This window comes from Vibrio sp. 1402 (assembly GCF_033340275.1).
Genome location: NZ_JAWOWE010000006.1, coordinates 107,629 through 126,679, shown reverse-complemented (window position 1 = coordinate 126,679; position 19,051 = coordinate 107,629). Strand labels below are relative to the sequence as shown.

Annotated in this window: 16 protein-coding genes; 6 read left to right on the top strand and 10 right to left on the bottom strand. The window is 44.8% G+C overall.

Features of this window, described 5'->3' with window-relative positions; all coding sequences use genetic code 11:
• Window positions 1–54 precede the first annotated feature (54 nt).
• From pcnB to panC, 4 genes are read left to right on the top strand one after another with little or no spacing between them, the layout of a single operon-like run.
• Entirely contained in the window at window positions 55–1,422 is a 1,368-nt protein-coding gene (gene pcnB, locus R7044_RS13440) for a polynucleotide adenylyltransferase PcnB (protein ID WP_005386589.1), read from the top strand.
• On the top strand, window positions 1,419–1,904 hold the full coding sequence (gene folK, locus R7044_RS13435; protein WP_005380007.1) for a 2-amino-4-hydroxy-6-hydroxymethyldihydropteridine diphosphokinase: 486 nt from the start codon (window positions 1,419–1,421) through the stop codon (window positions 1,902–1,904). Before pcnB ends, folK begins: the two co-directional genes overlap by 4 nt.
• A gap of 24 nt (window positions 1,905–1,928) precedes the next feature.
• Complete coding sequence (gene panB, locus R7044_RS13430; protein WP_005386592.1) at window positions 1,929–2,723, top strand: 3-methyl-2-oxobutanoate hydroxymethyltransferase; 795 nt, start codon at window positions 1,929–1,931, stop codon at window positions 2,721–2,723.
• Between the two features lie 11 nt (window positions 2,724–2,734).
• On the top strand, window positions 2,735–3,640 hold the full coding sequence (gene panC, locus R7044_RS13425) for a pantoate--beta-alanine ligase (protein WP_064376526.1): 906 nt from the start codon (window positions 2,735–2,737) through the stop codon (window positions 3,638–3,640).
• A gap of 53 nt (window positions 3,641–3,693) precedes the next feature.
• Here panC and R7044_RS13420 read toward each other — a convergent pair whose 3' ends face one another.
• The 4 genes from R7044_RS13420 to R7044_RS13405 form a co-directional block, all read right to left on the bottom strand.
• On the bottom strand, window positions 3,694–4,623 hold the full coding sequence (locus R7044_RS13420; protein WP_064376525.1) for a Kdo(2)-lipid IV(A) acyltransferase: 930 nt from the start codon (window positions 4,621–4,623) through the stop codon (window positions 3,694–3,696).
• Between the two features lie 127 nt (window positions 4,624–4,750).
• Window positions 4,751–5,521: an ABC transporter permease gene (locus R7044_RS13415; RefSeq protein WP_005386598.1), complete on the bottom strand. Its 771-nt coding sequence runs from the start codon at window positions 5,519–5,521 to the stop codon at window positions 4,751–4,753.
• Window positions 5,522–6,439 (bottom strand): ABC transporter ATP-binding protein, encoded by a 918-nt coding sequence (locus tag R7044_RS13410; protein ID WP_005380000.1) that lies wholly within the window; start codon window positions 6,437–6,439, stop codon window positions 5,522–5,524.
• Between the two features lie 250 nt (window positions 6,440–6,689).
• On the bottom strand, window positions 6,690–8,360 hold the full coding sequence (locus tag R7044_RS13405; protein ID WP_005379997.1) for a SulP family inorganic anion transporter: 1,671 nt from the start codon (window positions 8,358–8,360) through the stop codon (window positions 6,690–6,692).
• A 281-nt stretch (window positions 8,361–8,641) separates the two neighbouring features.
• Here R7044_RS13405 and can point away from each other — a divergent pair, with 281 nt between their 5' ends.
• Complete coding sequence (gene can, locus R7044_RS13400; protein ID WP_005379996.1) at window positions 8,642–9,310, top strand: carbonate dehydratase; 669 nt, start codon at window positions 8,642–8,644, stop codon at window positions 9,308–9,310.
• A 77-nt stretch (window positions 9,311–9,387) separates the two neighbouring features.
• On the opposite strand, the gene hpt is transcribed toward can, so the two are convergent.
• Window positions 9,388–9,918, bottom strand: coding sequence for a hypoxanthine phosphoribosyltransferase (gene hpt, locus R7044_RS13395; protein WP_005379995.1), 531 nt, complete (start codon window positions 9,916–9,918; stop codon window positions 9,388–9,390).
• A 319-nt stretch (window positions 9,919–10,237) separates the two neighbouring features.
• Between hpt and opaR the strand changes: the two genes are divergently transcribed.
• Window positions 10,238–10,852: a transcriptional regulator OpaR gene (gene opaR, locus R7044_RS13390; RefSeq protein WP_005379994.1), complete on the top strand. Its 615-nt coding sequence runs from the start codon at window positions 10,238–10,240 to the stop codon at window positions 10,850–10,852.
• Window positions 10,853–10,997: 145 nt separating this feature from the next.
• Here opaR and lpdA read toward each other — a convergent pair whose 3' ends face one another.
• From lpdA to ampD, 5 genes are all read right to left on the bottom strand, one after another.
• On the bottom strand, window positions 10,998–12,425 hold the full coding sequence (lpdA, locus tag R7044_RS13385; RefSeq protein ID WP_005379993.1) for a dihydrolipoyl dehydrogenase: 1,428 nt from the start codon (window positions 12,423–12,425) through the stop codon (window positions 10,998–11,000).
• 267 nt (window positions 12,426–12,692) lie between these two features.
• Complete coding sequence (gene aceF, locus R7044_RS13380) at window positions 12,693–14,585, bottom strand: pyruvate dehydrogenase complex dihydrolipoyllysine-residue acetyltransferase (protein WP_033905589.1); 1,893 nt, start codon at window positions 14,583–14,585, stop codon at window positions 12,693–12,695.
• Window positions 14,586–14,604: 19 nt separating this feature from the next.
• Window positions 14,605–17,268, bottom strand: a complete 2,664-nt coding sequence (gene aceE / locus R7044_RS13375; protein WP_005386612.1) for a pyruvate dehydrogenase (acetyl-transferring), homodimeric type — start codon at window positions 17,266–17,268, stop codon at window positions 14,605–14,607.
• Window positions 17,269–17,316: 48 nt separating this feature from the next.
• The gene (pdhR, locus tag R7044_RS13370; protein ID WP_005379989.1) at window positions 17,317–18,084 is read right to left on the bottom strand and encodes a pyruvate dehydrogenase complex transcriptional repressor PdhR; all 768 of its coding nucleotides are present in this window, start codon (window positions 18,082–18,084) and stop codon (window positions 17,317–17,319) included.
• Window positions 18,085–18,489: 405 nt separating this feature from the next.
• The gene (gene ampD / locus R7044_RS13365) at window positions 18,490–19,041 is read right to left on the bottom strand and encodes a 1,6-anhydro-N-acetylmuramyl-L-alanine amidase AmpD (protein WP_005386614.1); all 552 of its coding nucleotides are present in this window, start codon (window positions 19,039–19,041) and stop codon (window positions 18,490–18,492) included.
• Window positions 19,042–19,051: the final 10 nt, after the last annotated feature.

Sequence of the window (19,051 nt, the reverse complement as noted above, 5' to 3'; positions counted from 1 at the left end):
AGAGGCGTATAAAACTAACCAAAGCAAGATTGGATTAAACCCAGTTATTGCCAGATGCACATGAATACAAACGACTATACACCAAGCGAACCTGCCACAATTCCAGAGCTCGCTCTCAATGTAATAACTCGTGAAGAGCACAACATTTCGCGTAAGCAGATCAGTGATAATGCGCTGAAGGTACTGTACCGCCTAAATGGTGCTGGTTTCGATGCTTTTCTTGTGGGTGGCGGGGTTCGAGACTTACTGCTTGGACAAAAACCAAAAGATTTTGACATTGCGACCAACGCAACGCCGGAACAGATCAAACAGCTATTTCGTAACTGCCGTTTGATTGGTCGCCGCTTCCGCTTGGCTCATATTATGTTTGGCCGAGACATCATTGAGGTTGCGACATTCCGTGGTCACCACCAAGAGCAAAAGAATAAGAGCATTTCTCAGCAATCAAAAGAGGGTATGCTGCTGCGTGACAACGTCTACGGCACCATCGATGAAGATGCTGAGCGCCGTGATTTCACGATTAACTCGATGTACTACAACATCGCAGATTACTCGATTCACGACTACGCACGTGGTATTGAAGATTTAGAAGATCGCCTAATTCGACTTATTGGTGATCCAGAAACACGCTACCGTGAAGACCCTGTACGCATGCTGCGTGCGGTTCGTTTCGCGGTAAAACTAGACTTTGATATTGAAGAAGACACCGCAGCGCCAATCGAACACATGGCACCGTTGCTCGGTGACATTCCGTCAGCGCGTCTTTTTGAAGAGTCACTCAAATTATTGCAATCCGGTCATGGCTTAGAAACCTACCACCTACTGCGTGAGTACAACCTATTCCAGCAACTATTCCCGACGATTGCAGCGCACTTTACAGAAGATTACTCCTCTCATACTGAGCAGATGTTGGATCTTGTCCTAGATTCTACCGACATGCGCATCGAAGATGGGAAACGCATCAATCCAGCATTTATGTTTGCTGCAATGCTGTGGTACCCACTGTGTGCGAAAGCCGATGAACTGATGGAAGAGCGCAACTTAGGCCATTACGACGCCATTATGGAAGCGAGCAACATCATTCTTGACGAGCAAGTTCGCACAATTGCCATTCCAAGACGCCACACCGCAACCATTCGCGAGATTTGGCAGTTACAGCTTCGTCTTCCACGACGTAACGGTAAACGTGCATTCCGTCTTATGGAGCTCAATAAATTTAGAGCTGGCTTTGATTTTCTTGAAATGCGCGGTGAAATTGAAGGTGGTGACACTCAGAAGCTTGCCAAGTGGTGGGAAACTTTTCAAAATGCAGGCCGAGAAATGCGTCAAGCAATGGCTGCCGACTTAGACGGTCAATCACCGAAAACAGGCCAGCGCCGCCGTAAAACTTATCGCAAGAAAAAGAGTAAGCCCAAATCATGATTACAGCGTACATTGCGGTAGGCAGTAACTTGGCTGATCCTGTCAGCCAAGCGAAGCAAGCGATTGAAGCATTAAAAACGCTGCCTAAATCAGAGTTTGTTCAAGCTTCTTCGCTATACAGCAGCACGCCAATGGGGCCACAAAACCAACCGGATTACATCAATGCGGTTGTGTCTATTAACACCAGTTTGACGCCTATTGAATTGCTCAATTGCACACAAGCTATAGAGCAAGAACAAGGGCGTGTCCGTAAAGACGAACGCTGGGGACCAAGAACCTTGGACCTCGACATTGTGCTTTATGGCAATGAGGTGATTAATTCCGAGAGGCTGATCGTTCCTCATTATGGAATGAAAGAGCGTGAATTCGTACTCTACCCTCTTGCGGAAATTGCACCAAGTTTACAACTCCCTGATGGGACCGAGGTCTCTAAACTACTGGAACAAGTAGATAGAAACGGCCTCAGTATCTGGCAGTCATAGCCAACTCCTAGTAAGGATAAAACCATGAAAAAAATGACCATCAACGACCTAATCAAGTGGAAGCAAGAAGGTCGTAAATTTGCTACTTCAACCGCTTATGATGCGAGCTTTGCCCAACTGTTTGAAAGCCAAGAAATGCCAGTACTTCTTGTCGGTGATTCTCTAGGTATGGTTTTGCAAGGTCACAACGATACTCTACCAGTAACGGTCGATGATATCGCTTACCATACTCGTTGCGTACGCGCTGGTAGCCCAAATTGTTTGTTGATGGCAGACATGCCATTCATGAGCTACACCACCCCAGAGCAAGCTTGCGAAAATGCGGCTAAACTGATGCGTGCTGGTGCCAATATGGTAAAAATTGAAGGTGGTGACTGGCTTGTCGACACGGTGAAAATGCTCACTGAACGATCAGTTCCAGTTTGTGCTCATCTTGGTTTAACTCCTCAAGCTGTTAATATTTTTGGTGGTTACAAAATCCAAGGTCGCGATCAAGAAAAAGCAGACCGCATGGTAAAAGACGCATTAGCGCTGCAAGAAGCAGGCGCTCAAATCGTCTTACTAGAATGCGTACCAGCTGAGCTTGCTGAACGTATTACGCAAGTGCTTGACGTTCCTGTTATCGGTATTGGTGCAGGTAACGTAACAGATGGTCAAATTCTCGTAATGCATGATATGTTTGGTATTTCTGCCAACTACATGCCGAAATTCTCCAAAAACTTTCTTGCTGAAACAGGTGATATGCGCAAAGCCGTTACTAAATACATTGAAGATGTAGCCAACGGTGTATTCCCAGACGACGCTCATACCATTGCCTAGAGGATAAATGCATGCAAACTTTTGCGGAAATCTCAGCAGTTCGTGAACACCTTAAAACCTTTAAACGTGAAGGTCGTAAAGTGGCGTTTGTCCCTACCATGGGCAACCTTCACGAAGGCCACTTAACTTTAGTGCGTAAAGCACGCGAATACGCTGATATCGTTGTCGTAAGCATCTTTGTTAATCCGATGCAGTTTGATCGTGCTGACGATTTAAATAATTACCCACGCACGCTAGAGGAAGACTTAAGCAAGTTAACCTCTGAAGGGGTCGATGTGGTATTTACGCCAACACCAGAAGTTATCTACCCAGAAGGTCTGGATAAGCAAACCTTCGTCGATGTCCCTGGCCTATCAACAATTCTCGAAGGCGCGTCTCGACCAGGTCATTTCCGTGGCGTGACGACGATTGTGAATAAGCTGTTTAACATCGTACAACCGGATGTCGCGTGCTTCGGCGAGAAGGACTTCCAACAACTTGCTGTTATCCGCAAGATGGTTGATGACCTAGCAATGGACATTGAAATCATCGGTGTACCAACCGTACGTGAAATGGACGGTTTAGCAATGAGTTCACGCAATGGCTTGCTTACGCTGGACGAGCGTCAACGTGCTCCTGTACTTGCTCGTACAATGCGTTGGATCAGTAGTGCCATTCGCGGTGGCCGCGATGACTACGCATCGATCATCGAAGATGCAAGCGACCAACTTCGAGCTGCAGGTCTGCACCCTGATGAGATCTTCATTCGTGATGCTCGTACATTACAAGTGATCACACCAGAAACGACACAAGCTGTCATTCTGATGTCTGCGTTCCTAGGCAAAGCTCGTCTTATCGATAACCAAACGGTAGATATGGTTGTCGAAACGAAGGAAGAAGCTGAATCTAACAATACAAACTCAGAGAGCGCAGAGTAAGCTCTGAGTCATAAAAGTAAAAAGGTCGACTCTTAGTCGACCTTTTTTATACTCTACGTATAGACGCAATCTAACCCTTCAGGGCGAGTTTTAAACCGCTTGTGCAGCCACATCCACGCTGGAATATCACGTTTTATCATTTTCTCAAGCTCTTGGTTCAAGATGCTTGCCGCTTTAACCGCATTACGTCTCTCGAAACGCTCGCTAATGTCTTTTCCAATGTACAGCGTGTATTGGTGATTTTTACTCACTGTAACGCCAGATATAACCGCGCACTTTGTTGCATCAATGAGAACACTAGACCCGACGGTACTCGCCGCTTGTTCAACAGCAAAAAACGGCGCAAAAACAGAATGGCTAACGCCATAATCATGGTCGGGCAAATACCAAAGTCGATGACCATTCTTCAGAACTTTGAGCATTGATTTCACGTCTTTTCGATCAATCATTTGATGTCCAAAACGAGTTCGACCTCGATGTTGAATAAACTCATAAGCTGGATTCGAATTTGGGCGATAAACGCCATAACCTTGGGCAAACTGGCTAAAAATACGAGCGGTTATCTCCAAGTTTAAATGGTGACTGCACACCACCAACACACCACGTCCATTCTTTTCCTCAGCGAGTAAACGATCTTTTCCAACAATAGAGGTTATCCGACGTATCCGCCAATCTGGCCAAAACCAGGCGATACCGGTTTCGATGATCGCCATTCCAGTATATTGAAAGTTTTTTCGTACTACGTCCTTACATTGCCAATCCGTAAAATCAGGGAAACACAGCTGGAGATTACGCAGAGCGATCTTGTGTCGGCGCTTCATTACATGCATCGCAATACAGCCGATGCTTCTACCTAAGATTCGTAATACTACGTATGGCAGTACATTAACAAGAATCGCTAAAGATCCAAATGCCAGCCATACAGACCAATATTTGGGCTTAAGTAATTGATAGGAGAAAGGCGGCGGCGGGACAATATTCATAGGATCACTCATTTATTACAAATGATTGAAACCTACCATGATAAAAACCGAAAAATTGTATGGGTATGTATTGTTATGCACGCGAAAGAGCAGCATGAATCGCTGCTCTTTGCTTTATGAGAATGGCTTAGCTTCTTAGGCCAATCCCTTTGGTTACTAGGTAATGCGCAATGGCATACAGTGCAACAACAAATACTGCAAGTACACTAAATGAAGTGACAATGCCCACATCCGAGACACCTAAAAAGCCGTAGCGAAACGCATTCACCATGTAGACGATTGGGTTGATCTTAGAAACGCCTTGCCAAAATTCAGGCAGCAGACTGATCGAATAAAAGACTCCTCCCAAGTAAGTTAAAGGAGTCAATACAAACGTAGGGATGATCGAAATATCGTCAAACGTTTTTGCGTAAACCGCATTGATCAAGCCACCGAGAGCAAATACAACCGACGTCATGAAGACAGTCGCGACAATAATGCCCCAGTGCTCCACTTGCAAATCAACGAACAAAAGTGACACACAAGTAACAATTGCACCGACCAACAAACCTCGAGTCACGCCGCCCATCACATAGCCAGCAATAATCACATAGTTTGGTACCGGTGCCACCAGCAGTTCTTCAATATTCTTCTGTAGCTTTGCACTAAAGAATGAAGACGCAACATTCGAGTATGAGTTGGTGATCACCGACATCATGATCAAACCTGGAACAATGTACTCCATGTAACTAAAGCCGCTCATCTCACCAATTCGAGAGCCAATAAGATTACCGAAAATGATGAAGTACAACGTCATCGTAATGGCTGGCGGCACTAAGGTTTGCACCCAAATACGTGTAAAACGAGTGACTTCTTTGCTCAGCAAGCTGCGAAATGCCGTCCAATATAAACCGTACATTTAATTACTCCCCTCTCTTACAATGCTGACAAACAACTCTTCAAGTCGGTTGGCTTTGTTACGCATTGAGAGAACTTTAATGCCATGCTCTGTTAACTGACTGAATACCGAATTCAATCCTTGGCTTTTATCTAGTTCTATCTCTAAAGAGCCATCAACAATACTTTGTCGATTAACACCTTCAAGCTCAGGCACCTCGACTTCTGACTCAATATCCAAGATAAATGTCTCGACGCTTAGCTTACCTAGTAACGCCTTCATGGTGGTATTTTCAATCAGCTCACCACGATTAATAATGCCGATATTTCGACACAGCATCTCCGCTTCTTCTAGGTAGTGTGTCGTTAAAATAATCGTAATTCCTTGCTCTTGGTTGATCTCTTTCAGAAACCCCCACATTGAGCGGCGTAGTTCAATATCCACTCCAGCCGTTGGTTCATCTAAAATGAGTAACTGCGGCTCGTGCATCAAAGCTCTTGCGATCATTAAACGACGCTTCATCCCACCGGATAGGTTACGAGCACGCTCTTGGCGTTTTTCCCATAAATCCAATTTTTTCAGGTATTTTTCTGCTCTTTCTTTGGCTAATACTTTAGACACACCGTAATAGCCAGCTTGCTGCATCACAATTTGCTCAACGGTTTCAAACTGGTTGAAGTTGAACTCTTGTGGCACCAAGCCTAAATTCTGCTTGGCCAATTCGAGGTCGGTATCAATGTCATAACCGAAAACTTTCGTCGTTCCGGAGGTTTTATTCACTAAGGAGGAAATGATGCCAATCGTGGTCGATTTTCCTGCACCATTGGGACCCAGAAGCGCGTAGAAGTCACCCTTTTTCACTTGGAGACTTATACCTTTTAACGCCTCAAAGCCACCTGCATACGTCTTGCGCAGTTGTTCAATTTCTAATGCGTACATAAGGTCTTGATTGCCGTTTGTTTGTGATTACTAATACCGACTCATATTTAGCAGCGGTTTACTACAAAATCGCCTTGGGTATCGTACTGGAGGTCCATCAGTTTATCGTTGAATAACGATGATTACAAATAAACCTTTCGATAATGTTGGAAATATAACCCTTACCTCGTAAAGGTTATCTCTAAGTAAGACAAAATAGAGCATAAAAAAACGCAACAGGACACTGTTGCGTTTTTAACTGTCAGAATGATTACGCCGTTATGCGCTGATACTGGTCTGCCTCAACATGTGCCACCGCCGCATTCAATGCTTCATAACGGAATTGGTACATATTTTCATCAGGCACAAGGTCAATCACATGGAATTTCTCTAGCTGTTCTCGTGTTCGCTCATTCGGGCATAATAAATACACGGCACAATTGGCATCGAGAGCATCCTTAATCGCATTCTCTAACGCCAAACCGACGGTCACATCAATCATTGGTACATCCGTAAGATCGAGAATCATCACGTCATAGTCCGAAATACTAGAGTGCTGACGTGAAATGGCTTTAGAAACACTAAAGATCATCGGACCGGAAAGATAAAAGAACAGCACTTTTCCATTCGCACGATCCAACAAACCACGCTCGCTGTCAGTCAGCGGCACATCATCTTCATCCGCGTCGCTGATCGCTTTTACTTGTCGCGCCTGCTCTCGGCTCAAACGCTCGATGATGATAATGTTCGAGATAAAGACGCCTAAACCCACCGCAACGATAAGATCAACGAATACTGTAAGCAACATAACGCCATACATCACCGCCATTCCGGAAAAGCTTACCTTATGTGCCCTCTGAATAAAGCTCCAGTCTAGGATGTTAAAGCCAACATACACCGCAATGCCTGCTAACACAGCCATCGGGATTGGCTCTGTTAACCCACCAGCAACCAGTACAACCAACGCCAACATTAGTGCGCGAATCACACCAGATAATGGCGAGCGAGCCCCTACTTGGATATTCGTTACCGTCCCCATAGTAGCTCCCGCCCCCGGCAGCGCACCAAACAAGCCTGAGATCATGTTAGCTAACCCTTGACCTCGCAGCTCTTTATCTGAGTCGTGTTCTTTACGAGTTAATGAGTCACCGATAACCGCCGTTAACAAAGTATCAATACAACCTAATGTGCCGAGCACTAATGCATCAATGACCATCTCGACAAACATATCTGTGTCAATATAAGGGGCGACGAGAGAAGGTAACCCAGCAGGAATTTCACCGATACGACGAATATCTTCTGTATCAAAGAGAATCACAGACAATAAAGTCACCGCGACCAATGCCACGAGCTGTGCAGGAACGTATTTACGATATTGCTTAGGGAAGAAAAAAAGAATCCCCAAAGTCAGTAGTCCCAAAAACAACTCACTGAACTTAAGGTTAGAAATGGTCTCCGGCAAAGCAGATAACGTTCCGAGTACTCCCCCTGAAGGCGCAGCATGTCCCATCAAAGGCGATAACTGCAGAATGATAAGAATCACACCAATGCCAGACATAAACCCGGAAATAACGCTGTAAGGCATCAAGGTAACATATTTACCCAGTTTTAATGTCCCCAATAGGATTTGGAACGCGCCAGCCATCATGACAACCGTGAAAGTCATAGCCATGCCCGTTTCTGGGTATTTCGCCATCATACTGGTTAATACTGCGGTCATGATTACCGTCATTGGCCCTGTCGGTTCTGATATTAACGTATTAGAACCACCAAATAACGAGGCAAACAAACCGACCATTATTGCCCCCCAAAGGCCGGCCTCAGCCCCGGCTCCGGATGCAACACCAAACGCTAACGCCAGAGGGAGAGAGATAATCGCCGTGGTTACCCCGCCAAATACATCCCCTTTGAAATTGATATCTTCAAAACGACTACCGAACACTGCTGATTTTCCCTGCATTCAATTTTAAAAAGTAAAATATCACTACTTTAACGAGCTAGGCGAAAATTTAAACCATAAATAGATTAAGGCTAAATTCACACCACAAATAGTTTCACCAGATTTTACTTTTTTCTTAATGAAAACTAGTCAGATGAGTCCTATCTGACGAATATTTAACGAGATCGAAATTGTAACATTGTGTATAGTTACAACACTGATCGCTTGCATGTGCACACAAACAGCGGCAGCGATTTTGTCTTTTAAGGGAAGTAGTTTGCAAAATGCCGGAAATAAAACAGTTATTTGAAAACAATTCGAAATGGTCTCAAGAGATCAAATCTGATCGACCTGAATACTTCGCAAAACTCGCTGAGGGGCAAAAGCCTGATTTTCTTTGGATTGGCTGCTCTGATAGCCGCGTTCCTGCCGAGCGACTAACCGGGCTATACTCAGGTGAACTCTTTGTTCATCGGAATGTTGCAAACCAAGTTATCCATACTGATCTCAACTGTCTATCGGTCGTCCAGTACGCTGTAGACGTTCTTAAGGTTAAACACATCATTGTCTGTGGACACTATGGATGTGGTGGCGTAAACGCAGCCATTGATAACCCTAAGCTAGGTCTTATTAATAATTGGCTGTTACATATCAGAGATATCTATTTCAAACACCGCACTTACCTAGATCAAATGCCGCAACAAGATCGAGCGGATAAACTAGGCGAGCTTAATGTTGCAGAGCAAGTGTACAACTTGGGTAACTCAACCATCCTGCAAAACGCTTGGGAGCGTGGGCAAGATGTTGAAATTCACGGTGTGGTATACGGAATTGAAGATGGTCGCTTAGAGTACTTAGGCATTCGTTCTAACTCTAAGGAAACCGTAGAAGCGTCTTACCAGAAAGCTCTTTCGACGATTCTAAATACAGACAACAAGCTCCTTTGTCGCTAAGTCATATCTAAAAGTTGAACGAAAAACGCCCATCTTAGATGGGCGTTTTTTTATATTTTTAATGCTGAACTCAATGATTATTCTTGAGGTACAACTTTACCGATGTATGGTAAGTGGCGGTATTTCTGTGCGTAATCAATGCCCACCCCAACGACAAATTCATCTGGAATTTCGAAACCAATCCAATCCACAGGAACATTCACTTCACGACGAGATGGCTTATCTAGGAGCGTACAAATAGCGATAGACTTCGGCTCACGTAGCGAAAGAATCTCACGGATTTTATTTAGTGTGTTACCAGTGTCAATGATGTCTTCAACAAGCAGAATGTCTTTACCTTTGATGTCATCATCCAAATCTTTCAAGATACGAACGTCACGTGAGCTTTCCATCGTATTGCCGTAGCTTGACGCAGTCATAAAATCAACTTGGTGAGTCAGTTCGATAGCACGTGCCAAGTCTGCCATAAATACAAATGAGCCACGCAATAAGCCTACCAACACAAGATCTTCACTACCTTGATAACGCTCTGTAATTTGTTTGCCTAATTCACGAACTCGCTCCTGAACTTCTTGCTCAGAAATCATGACTTCTATTGTATGTTTCATACTGTGCTCAATCTAAATTTGTGGGTTGAGGTAAGTCGCACGCAAACGATCACCTAATCTTACGGCGTGTAGTGTATCACCACGTTCATTGGGTTGAAAGTCGCATCCTGTTGCCAAAAAATCTTGGAAGAAGGTCTTAGTTTTATAAAGTTCATAGCTAAATTTATCAATAATAATGACATTACTGTATATAAATTGTTCTACAGATGTTGACCTTGTGCATATGCACCATTACACTCATCACTGCTTTAAGCAACTATTAAAATAATCAATTAGGGGGTTACCCCCAATATCAACTCAAATGGCAAGGAAAATGGATATGGACTCAATTGCAAAGAGACCTAGAACTAGGCTTTCTCCAATTAAGCGTAAGCAACAGTTAATGGAAATCGCATTGGAAGTATTTGCGCGCCGCGGCATCGGTCGTGGTGGTCACGCAGATATCGCAGAAATTGCTCAAGTTTCTGTAGCGACTGTTTTTAACTACTTCCCTACACGCGAAGACTTGGTGGATGAAGTTCTCAATCACGTCGTACGTCAGTTCTCAAACTTCCTATCGGATAACATAGACCTAGACTTACATGCACGTGAAAACATCGCCAATATTACTAATGCGATGATCGAGCTTGTCAGCCAAGATTGTCACTGGCTAAAAGTATGGTTCGAGTGGAGTGCTTCAACACGTGACGAAGTATGGCCATTGTTTGTTTCAACTAACCGTACTAACCAGTTGCTGGTACAAAACATGTTCATTAAAGCAATTGAACGTGGCGAAGTGTGTGACCAGCACGATTCAGAACACTTGGCAAACCTGTTCCACGGTATTTGTTACTCACTGTTTGTCCAAGCGAACCGCGCTAAAGGTGAAGCGGAGCTGAAACACCTAGTGAATTCATACTTAGATATGCTTTGCATTTACAACCGTGAACACTAAAGCTTAGCTCGTAATATATGTCAGCCCACCGTTTGGTGGGCTTTTTATTGTCTGCTGTCAGCTAAGCACACATTTATATTTCTATATAACAAGCATAAAAAAACCGCTGCAATGCAGCGGCTTCTATCATTCAGTCAGAAAAAGCTTACTTCTTCTTAACTGCTTTTTTGTTTGGCAGGTCAGTGATTGAACCTTCAAATACTTCAGCAGCTAGACCTACAGACTCGTGTAGAGTTGGGTGAGCGTGGATAGTCAGAGCGATATCTTCTGCATCACAGCCCATCTCAATTGCAAGGCCGATTTCACCAAGTAGTTCACCACCGTTAGTACCAACGATAGCACCACCGATTACGCGGTGAGTTTCTTTGTCGAAGATTAGCTTAGTCATACCGTCTGCACAGTCAGATGCAATTGCACGACCTGATGCTGCCCATGGGAATGTTGCTACTTCGTACTTGATGCCTTCTTCTTTCGCTTCTTTTTCAGTCTTACCAACCCAAGCCACTTCTGGCTCAGTGTACGCAATTGAAGGGATAACTTTAGGGTCAAAGTAGTGCTTCTTACCAGAGATAACTTCAGCAGCTACGTGACCTTCATGCACACCTTTGTGAGCAAGCATTGGTTGACCAACGATATCACCGATCGCGAAGATGTGAGGAACGTTAGTACGCATTTGCTTATCAACGTTGATGAAGCCGCGCTCGTCAATTTCTAGACCCGCTTTTTCACCGTCGATTAGCTTACCATTTGGTACACGACCGATAGCAACTAGAACCGCATCGTAACGCTCAGCTTCAGCTGGCGCTTTCTTGCCTTCCATTGAAACGTAGATACCGTCTTCTTTTGCTTCAACTGCTGTTACTTTCGTTTCTAGCATTAGCTTGAACTTGTCTTTGATACGCTTAGTAAATACTTTCACGATATCTTTGTCTGCTGCAGGAATTACCTGGTCAAACATTTCAACAACTTCAACTTTAGAACCTAGAGAGTGGTAAACCGTACCCATTTCTAGACCGATGATACCACCGCCCATGATAAGCAGTTTTTCTGGCACTTCTTTTAGTTCTAGAGCGTCAGTAGAGTCCCAAATACGTGGGTCTTCATGCGGGATAAATGGCAGTTTGATTGGACGAGAACCAGCCGCAACGATTGCGTTGTCAAAGTTAACAACTGTTGGCTCACCTTCACCTTCTACAAGGATAGAGTTAGGGCCAGTGAACTTACCGTAACCGTTAACTACTGTTACGTTACGCATCTTAGCCATACCGCTTAGGCCGCCAGTTAGTTGGTTAACAACTTTTTCTTTCCAGATGCGGATTTTGCTGATGTCTGTTTGAGGCTCACCGAACACAACGCCGTGGTCAGCCATCGCTTTCGCTTCTTCAATTACTTTAGAAACGTGAAGCAGTGCTTTAGATGGGATACAACCCACGTTCAGACATACACCGCCAAGCGTGCTGTAACGTTCAACTAGTACAGTTTCAAGACCTAAGTCCGCACAACGGAATGCAGCGGAGTAACCAGCAGGACCAGAACCAAGTACAACAACTTGGGCTTTAATTTCTTTGCTCATTTTGACCTCTTGTAGTCATTATCCCTAACAGGCTGAGTGGGTATCGATTTTTTATGTTTAAGAGAGATTTGTTTTAAACAGTTATTTTCAGACCGCTAACAGTTTACAGAGATGTTAATGGTGTGAAAAGTAAATCAATTTAGCCTGTGAGCTAGACAACAATTCGATTGTGAAAACCCTGAACGAAGCAAGGCTGATAACCAAATTGTCGGTAATTATGATTAGCAGAGGCGGCTAAGTTGCCGCCTCTCATTCATCTAATTTCTATTACAGAACTAGACGACGAATGTCAGATAGACATGAGTTTAAGTAAGTGATGAAGCGCGCACCTTCAGCACCATCGATCACACGGTGGTCGTATGATAGAGACAGTGGAAGTTGTAGACGCGGTTCGAACTCTTTACCGTTCCATACCGGTTTCATTTCTGACTTAGACACACCTAGGATACCAACTTCTGGTGCGTTTACGATTGGAGTAAACGCTGTACCGCCGATACCGCCTAGGCTAGAGATAGTGAAACAGCCACCTTGCATGTCAGCCGCAGTTAGCTTACCAGCACGTGCTTTCTTAGAAACCGCCATTAGCTCTTCAGATAGCTCGTAGATGCCTTTCTTGTTCACGTCTTTAAATACAGGAACAACTAGACCGTTTGGTGTATCTACCGCGATACCAACATTCACGTATTTCTTCAGAATTAGGCTCTCACCGTCTTCTGATAGAGAAGAGTTGAACGCTGGGAACGCTTCAAGCGCTTTAGCTACCGCTTTCATGATGAACACAAGTGGTGTGATCTTCATGCCAGTGTCTTTCTTCGCTTCAATCGCGTTTTGCTCTTTACGGAATGCTTCAAGAGCCGTGATGTCTGCGTTATCCCACTGTGTAACGTGCGGGATCATTACCCAGTTACGGTGTAGGTTTGCGCCAGAGATCTTCTTAATGCGAGATAGCGGTTGAACTTCTGTCTCACCAAACTTGCTGAAGTCCACTTTTGGCCATGGTAGTAGACCAAGAGCCGCGCCGTCGCCTTTGCCAGATGCTGCTGCACCTGCGCCAGACTCAAGACGCTTAAGTGCATCTTTCACGTAAGCTTGAACGTCTTCTTTTAAGATACGGCTCTTACGACCAGAACCTTTAACCTTAGAAAGATTAACGCCAAATTCACGCGCTAGACGACGAACAACTGGAGATGCGTGAGCGTACTCATCGTTTTCTTTGAAATCGCCAGTCGCTGCTGGAGCTGCTGCCGCTGGAGCTTCTGCTTTAGGAGCTGGAGCTGCAGGTGCTGCCGCTTGAGCTGGAGCTGCTGCAGGAGCAGGTGCTGCGCCCGCCACTTCGAATACCATGATTAGTGAGCCAGTAGACACTTTGTCGCCAGCTGCAATCTTGATTTCTTTAACTGTGCCAGCGAATGGTGCAGGAACTTCCATAGAAGCTTTGTCACCTTCAACAGTGATTAGAGATTGCTCTTCTTCCACTGTGTCGCCAACCGCAACCATGATCTCAGTAACTTCAACTTCGTCGCCGCCGATATCTGGAACGTTCACTTCTTTTGCCGCAGACGCTGCTGGAGCTGCTGCCGCAGGAGCTTCAGCTGCCGCTGGTGCTGCTGGAGCGCCTGAACCTGCTGTTTCGAATACCATGATAAGTGAGCCAGTCGATACTTTATCGCCTGTTGCAACTTTGATCTCTTTTAGAGTACCTGCGAATGGCGCTGGAACTTCCATAGAAGCTTTGTCGCCTTCAACAGTTAGAAGAGATTGCTCTTCTTCGATGCTGTCGCCAACGGCAACCATGATTTCAGTAACTTCTACTTCATCACCACCGATGTCTGGTACGTGAACTTCTTTTAGTTCTGCCGCTGCTGCTGGAGCTGGAGCTGCTGCTGGAGCTGCTTCTGCCGCAGGAGCAGGTGCAGCGTCAGCTGCACCCTCGGCTTCGAAAATCATGATTAGAGAACCAGTAGAAACCTTGTCGCCTTCTGCAACTTTGATTTCTTTAACGATACCCGCTTGAGAAGCAGGAACTTCCATAGAAGCTTTATCGCCTTCAACTGTGATCAGAGACTGCTCTTCTTCAACCTTGTCGCCAACGCTTACAAGAATCTCAGTAACTTCAACCTCATCCGCACCGATGTCTGGTACATTAATTTCGATTGCCATTTCTTATCTACCTTCTTAATTAAGCGTATAGCGGGTTTGTTTTCTCTGTGTCGATGTCGAATTTCTTAATTGCTTCTGCAACTACAGATTTCTCAACTTCGCCACGTTTCGCTAGTTCAGTTAGCGCTGCTACTACTACGTAACCTGCGTTCACTTCGAAGTGACGACGTAGGTTTTCACGGCTGTCTGAACGACCGAAGCCATCAGTACCAAGAACTTTGAAAGACTCAGCAGGAATGTATGCACGAACCTGCTCTGCGTAGTTCTTCATGTAGTCAGTTGCTGCGATAGCAGGTTCAGTACCCATTACTGTTTGGATGTAAGGTACTTTCGCTTCCGCTTCTGGGTGAAGCATGTTGAAACGCTCTGCATCTTGGCCATCGCGAGTTAGTTCGTTGAATGACGTTACAGAGTAAACATCAGAAGCAACACCGTAATCTTCGCTTAGGATTTGAGCTGCTTTACGTACTTCATTCATGATAGTACCAGAGCTCATTAGCTGAACTTTCGCTTTGTCGCCCGTGTAAGTTTCTAGCTTGTAGATACCTTTACGGATGCCTTCTTCAGCGCCTTCTGGCATTGCTGGCATTGCGTAGTTTTCGTTCATTAGCGTTAGGTAGTAGAACACGTTTTCTTGTTCTGGACCGTACATGCGACGGATACCGTCTTGCATGATTACTGCTACTTCGTACGCGAATGTTGGGTCGTAAGAAATACAGTTAGGAACCGTACCCGCCAAAATGTGCGAGTGGCCGTCTTCGTGCTGTAGACCTTCACCGTTCAACGTTGTACGACCCGCAGTTGCACCTAGTAGGAAACCACGTGCTTGTTGGTCACCAGCCATCCACGCCATGTCGCCAACACGTTGGAAGCCGAACATTGAGTAGTAGATGTAGAACGGGATCATTGGTAGGTCGTTTGTCGAGTATGACGTCGCAGCAGCAACCCATGAAGACATAGCACCTAGCTCGTTGATACCTTCTTGTAGAACCTGACCTGAAGTCGCTTCTTTGTAGTAAGAAACAACGCCACGGTCTTCTGGTGTGTAAGTTTGGCCGTGCGGGTTGTAGATACCGATTTGACGGAACAGACCTTCCATACCGAATGTACGTGCTTCGTCAGCAATGATAGGAACGATGTTCTTACCAATGTTCTTGTTCTTAAGTAGAACGTTTAGTGCACGTACGAATGCCATAGTAGAAGAGATATCACGCTTCTGTTCTTCTAATAGTGGCTTGAATTCTTCTAGCTCAGGAACGATGAATTCTTGAGTGAATTTTGGTAGACGCTGTGGCGTGTAGCCGTGTAGCGCTTTACGACGAGCGTGTAGGTATTCGTACTCTTTTGAACCTTCTTCAAGTTTCAGGTACGGAAGTTCTTTCACTGCTTCGTCAGTTAGGATGTCTTGAAGACCTAGACGATCACGTAGGTGTAGTACGTGAGTCATGTCCATCTTCTTAACTTGGTGCGCGATGTTCTTACCTTCAGCCGCTTCACCCATGCCGTAACCTTTAACAGTCTTAGCTAGGATTACTGTTGGACGACCTTTAGTTTCTGCCGCGTTTTTGTATGCCGCGTATAGCTTAGAAGACTCGTGACCACCACGCTTAAGTGCGAAGATTTCGTCATCAGTCATGTCAGCAACAAGTGCAGCTGTCTCTGGGTACTTACCAAAGAAGTGCTCACGTACGTACGCGCCGTCTTTTGATTTGAATGTTTGGTAGTCGCCGTCGATCGTTTCATTCATAAGCTGTAGAAGCTTACCAGTCGTATCTTTAGCTAGTAGTGAATCCCAGTTGTTACCCCAGATTACCTTCACTACGTTCCAACCAGCACCTTTGAACAGACCTTCAAGTTCTTGAATGATCTTACCGTTACCCATTACAGGGCCATCTAGACGCTGTAGGTTACAGTTGATTAGGAAGCATAGGTTGTCTAGTTTCTCACGCGCAGCGAAAGAGATCGCACCACGTGATTCTGGCTCATCCATCTCACCGTCACCTAGGAACGCGTAAACGCGCTGCTCTGAAGTATCTTTAAGACCACGGCCTTCTAGGTACTTAAGGAAACGAGCTTGGTAGATAGAAGCGATTGGACCTAGGCCCATCGATACTGTCGGGAACTGCCAGAATTCAGGCATCAGTTTAGGGTGCGGGTATGAAGGAATACCTTTGCCGTCTACTTCTTGACGGAAGTTGTCTAGCTGCTCTTCAGTTAGACGACCTTCAACGAATGCACGTGAGTAGATACCTGGTGAAATGTGACCTTGGTAGTAAACTAGGTCGCCACCATCCTTCTCGTTTGGTGCACGGAAGAAGTGGTTGAAACATGTCTCGTAGAACGCAGCAGAAGACTGGAAAGACGCCATGTGGCCGCCTAGCTCTAGGTCTTTCTTAGATGCACGTAGAACGATCATGATAGCGTTCCAACGAATAATTGAGCGAATACGACGCTCAAGTGTTGTGTCACCTGGGTATGCTGGTTCTTGGTCTGCAGGAATCGTGTTGATGTAGTTAGTTGTGATACCTGTTGGCATATCAACACCGTCTAGACGTGCTTTATCTAGAACTTGCTCTAATAGGAATTGAGCACGCTCTAGACCTTCTTCACGTACAACTGACTCAAGCGCTTGTAGCCATTCTTGAGTTTCCAGTGCATCTACGTCATGCTTCATATCAGACATGGCGATCTATCCTTCTGTTGGTTGGATCTACTTATTTAAGTAACGCTCTTACGAGTCATTACCCTGCTGAATTCGACGTAGAGAACGCTCTCGTCGAGACTCTTCTCGAGTCAAATCCAACAATGTTTCTTCGATGTAAGCCAAGTGCGAGTGGGACATTTCTCGCGCCTTTTCAGGCTGACCAGAAACAATCGCATCCACGATATTGGCTCGGTGTTTACTGACTTTCTCGACCGCTTCTGGGCGGCGACGTAGTAATTTAAAATTTTGTAGAATATTTTGCTCAAGCAAAGGTGCTAAGCTTCGAACAATGTGCAACAAAACCACGTTGTGCGCGGCTTCTGTCAAAGCGATCAAAAATTGCATTACTTCCGCAGATTCAGCTTCGATATCGTTGTTTGCTTGCTCTTGGCTAATGCGCTCAAGGCAACCTTGAATACGCGCAAAATCTTCTTCGGTACCACGTAAAGCTGCAAAGTAGGCTGAAATTCCTTCCATCGCATGACGAGACTCAAGCACATCAAGCTGGGTTTCAGAATGACTAGACAACAAATTCAACAAGGGATCTGAAAAGCTCTTCCAGATATTCTCACTTACGAATGTTCCGCCACCTTGGCGACGAGTCAACAAACGCTTTGCTTCCAAGCGTTGAATGGCTTCTCGGACTGAAGGACGAGACACATCGAACTGTTTTGCCAGTTCACGCTCTGGAGGCAGTTGTTGCCCCGGAGACAATGTTCCTTCCACTATCAACCTTTCTAACTCTTGTTCTATAACATCAGAGAGTTTTGGCTGACGAATCCTTTGATAAGCCATAATTTATTGTTCTTCTACTCTTGCAGGTAATTGGTAATACCAATTTTAAGTTGGTGCAGAAATTAACATAATTAAAACGCCACTGTCCAGCCGAAAATTGACCTAAATCATAGAACGAGCTTACTTCCAACACTCTGATAACAATCGACTGTTAAAACAGCAATAGAATTGGTATGACCAATTACATAAAGCATACAAATGGGAAGTCGACGTGCTAGCAGTTTTGGAAAAGAAATACAGAAAATGACAAAATTATCAGTCTATTTATTCACCAAAACGGCATGTACGAGCGTAAAAATGTAGTTAACTTTTAACAATCATTAATATTTCTGGTATCAAAAAAAGGCATACCTGATCGTATGCCTTATTTATTTCGCTTTTTTGAATTTACACTTTCGCTACAAATCAACGCTGTATAAGCAGTCTATATTTCACCCAATCAAAGCTTAGACCAGGATCGCTTTTTCTCAAGGGCGCAATATATTGATGACCGGTAATTCGTGGCGGGGTGATTTGAGGATAAGACTGCATAATCACCTCAGTGATCTCTGCAAGTGATTGATATTGCGCTTCTGTATAGGCAGTAAATTCTGTCCCTTCAAGCTCGATACCAATGGAATAGTCATTACAACGCTCCCTGCCCGCGAAACTGGATTGACCGGCATGCCATGCTCTATCGAGAAAAGAAACAAATTGAACAACCTCGCCGTTTCTTTTAATCAAGCAATGTGCAGAAACGCCCATTTTGTGAATAACTTCAAAAAATGGATGTTCATTTGGGTCTAGCTTGCCAGTGAAGAAGTCCTCTATATATGGTCCACCAAACTGCCCAGGAGGCAAACTGATGTTATGTACCACCAGCAGAGAGATGTCGTTTACATCAGAGCGTGCATCAAAAAATGGTGACGGAACATGCTTTGCCTGTGTCAGCCAGCCATTCTCGATAATTGGGCGCATATCAACCTCT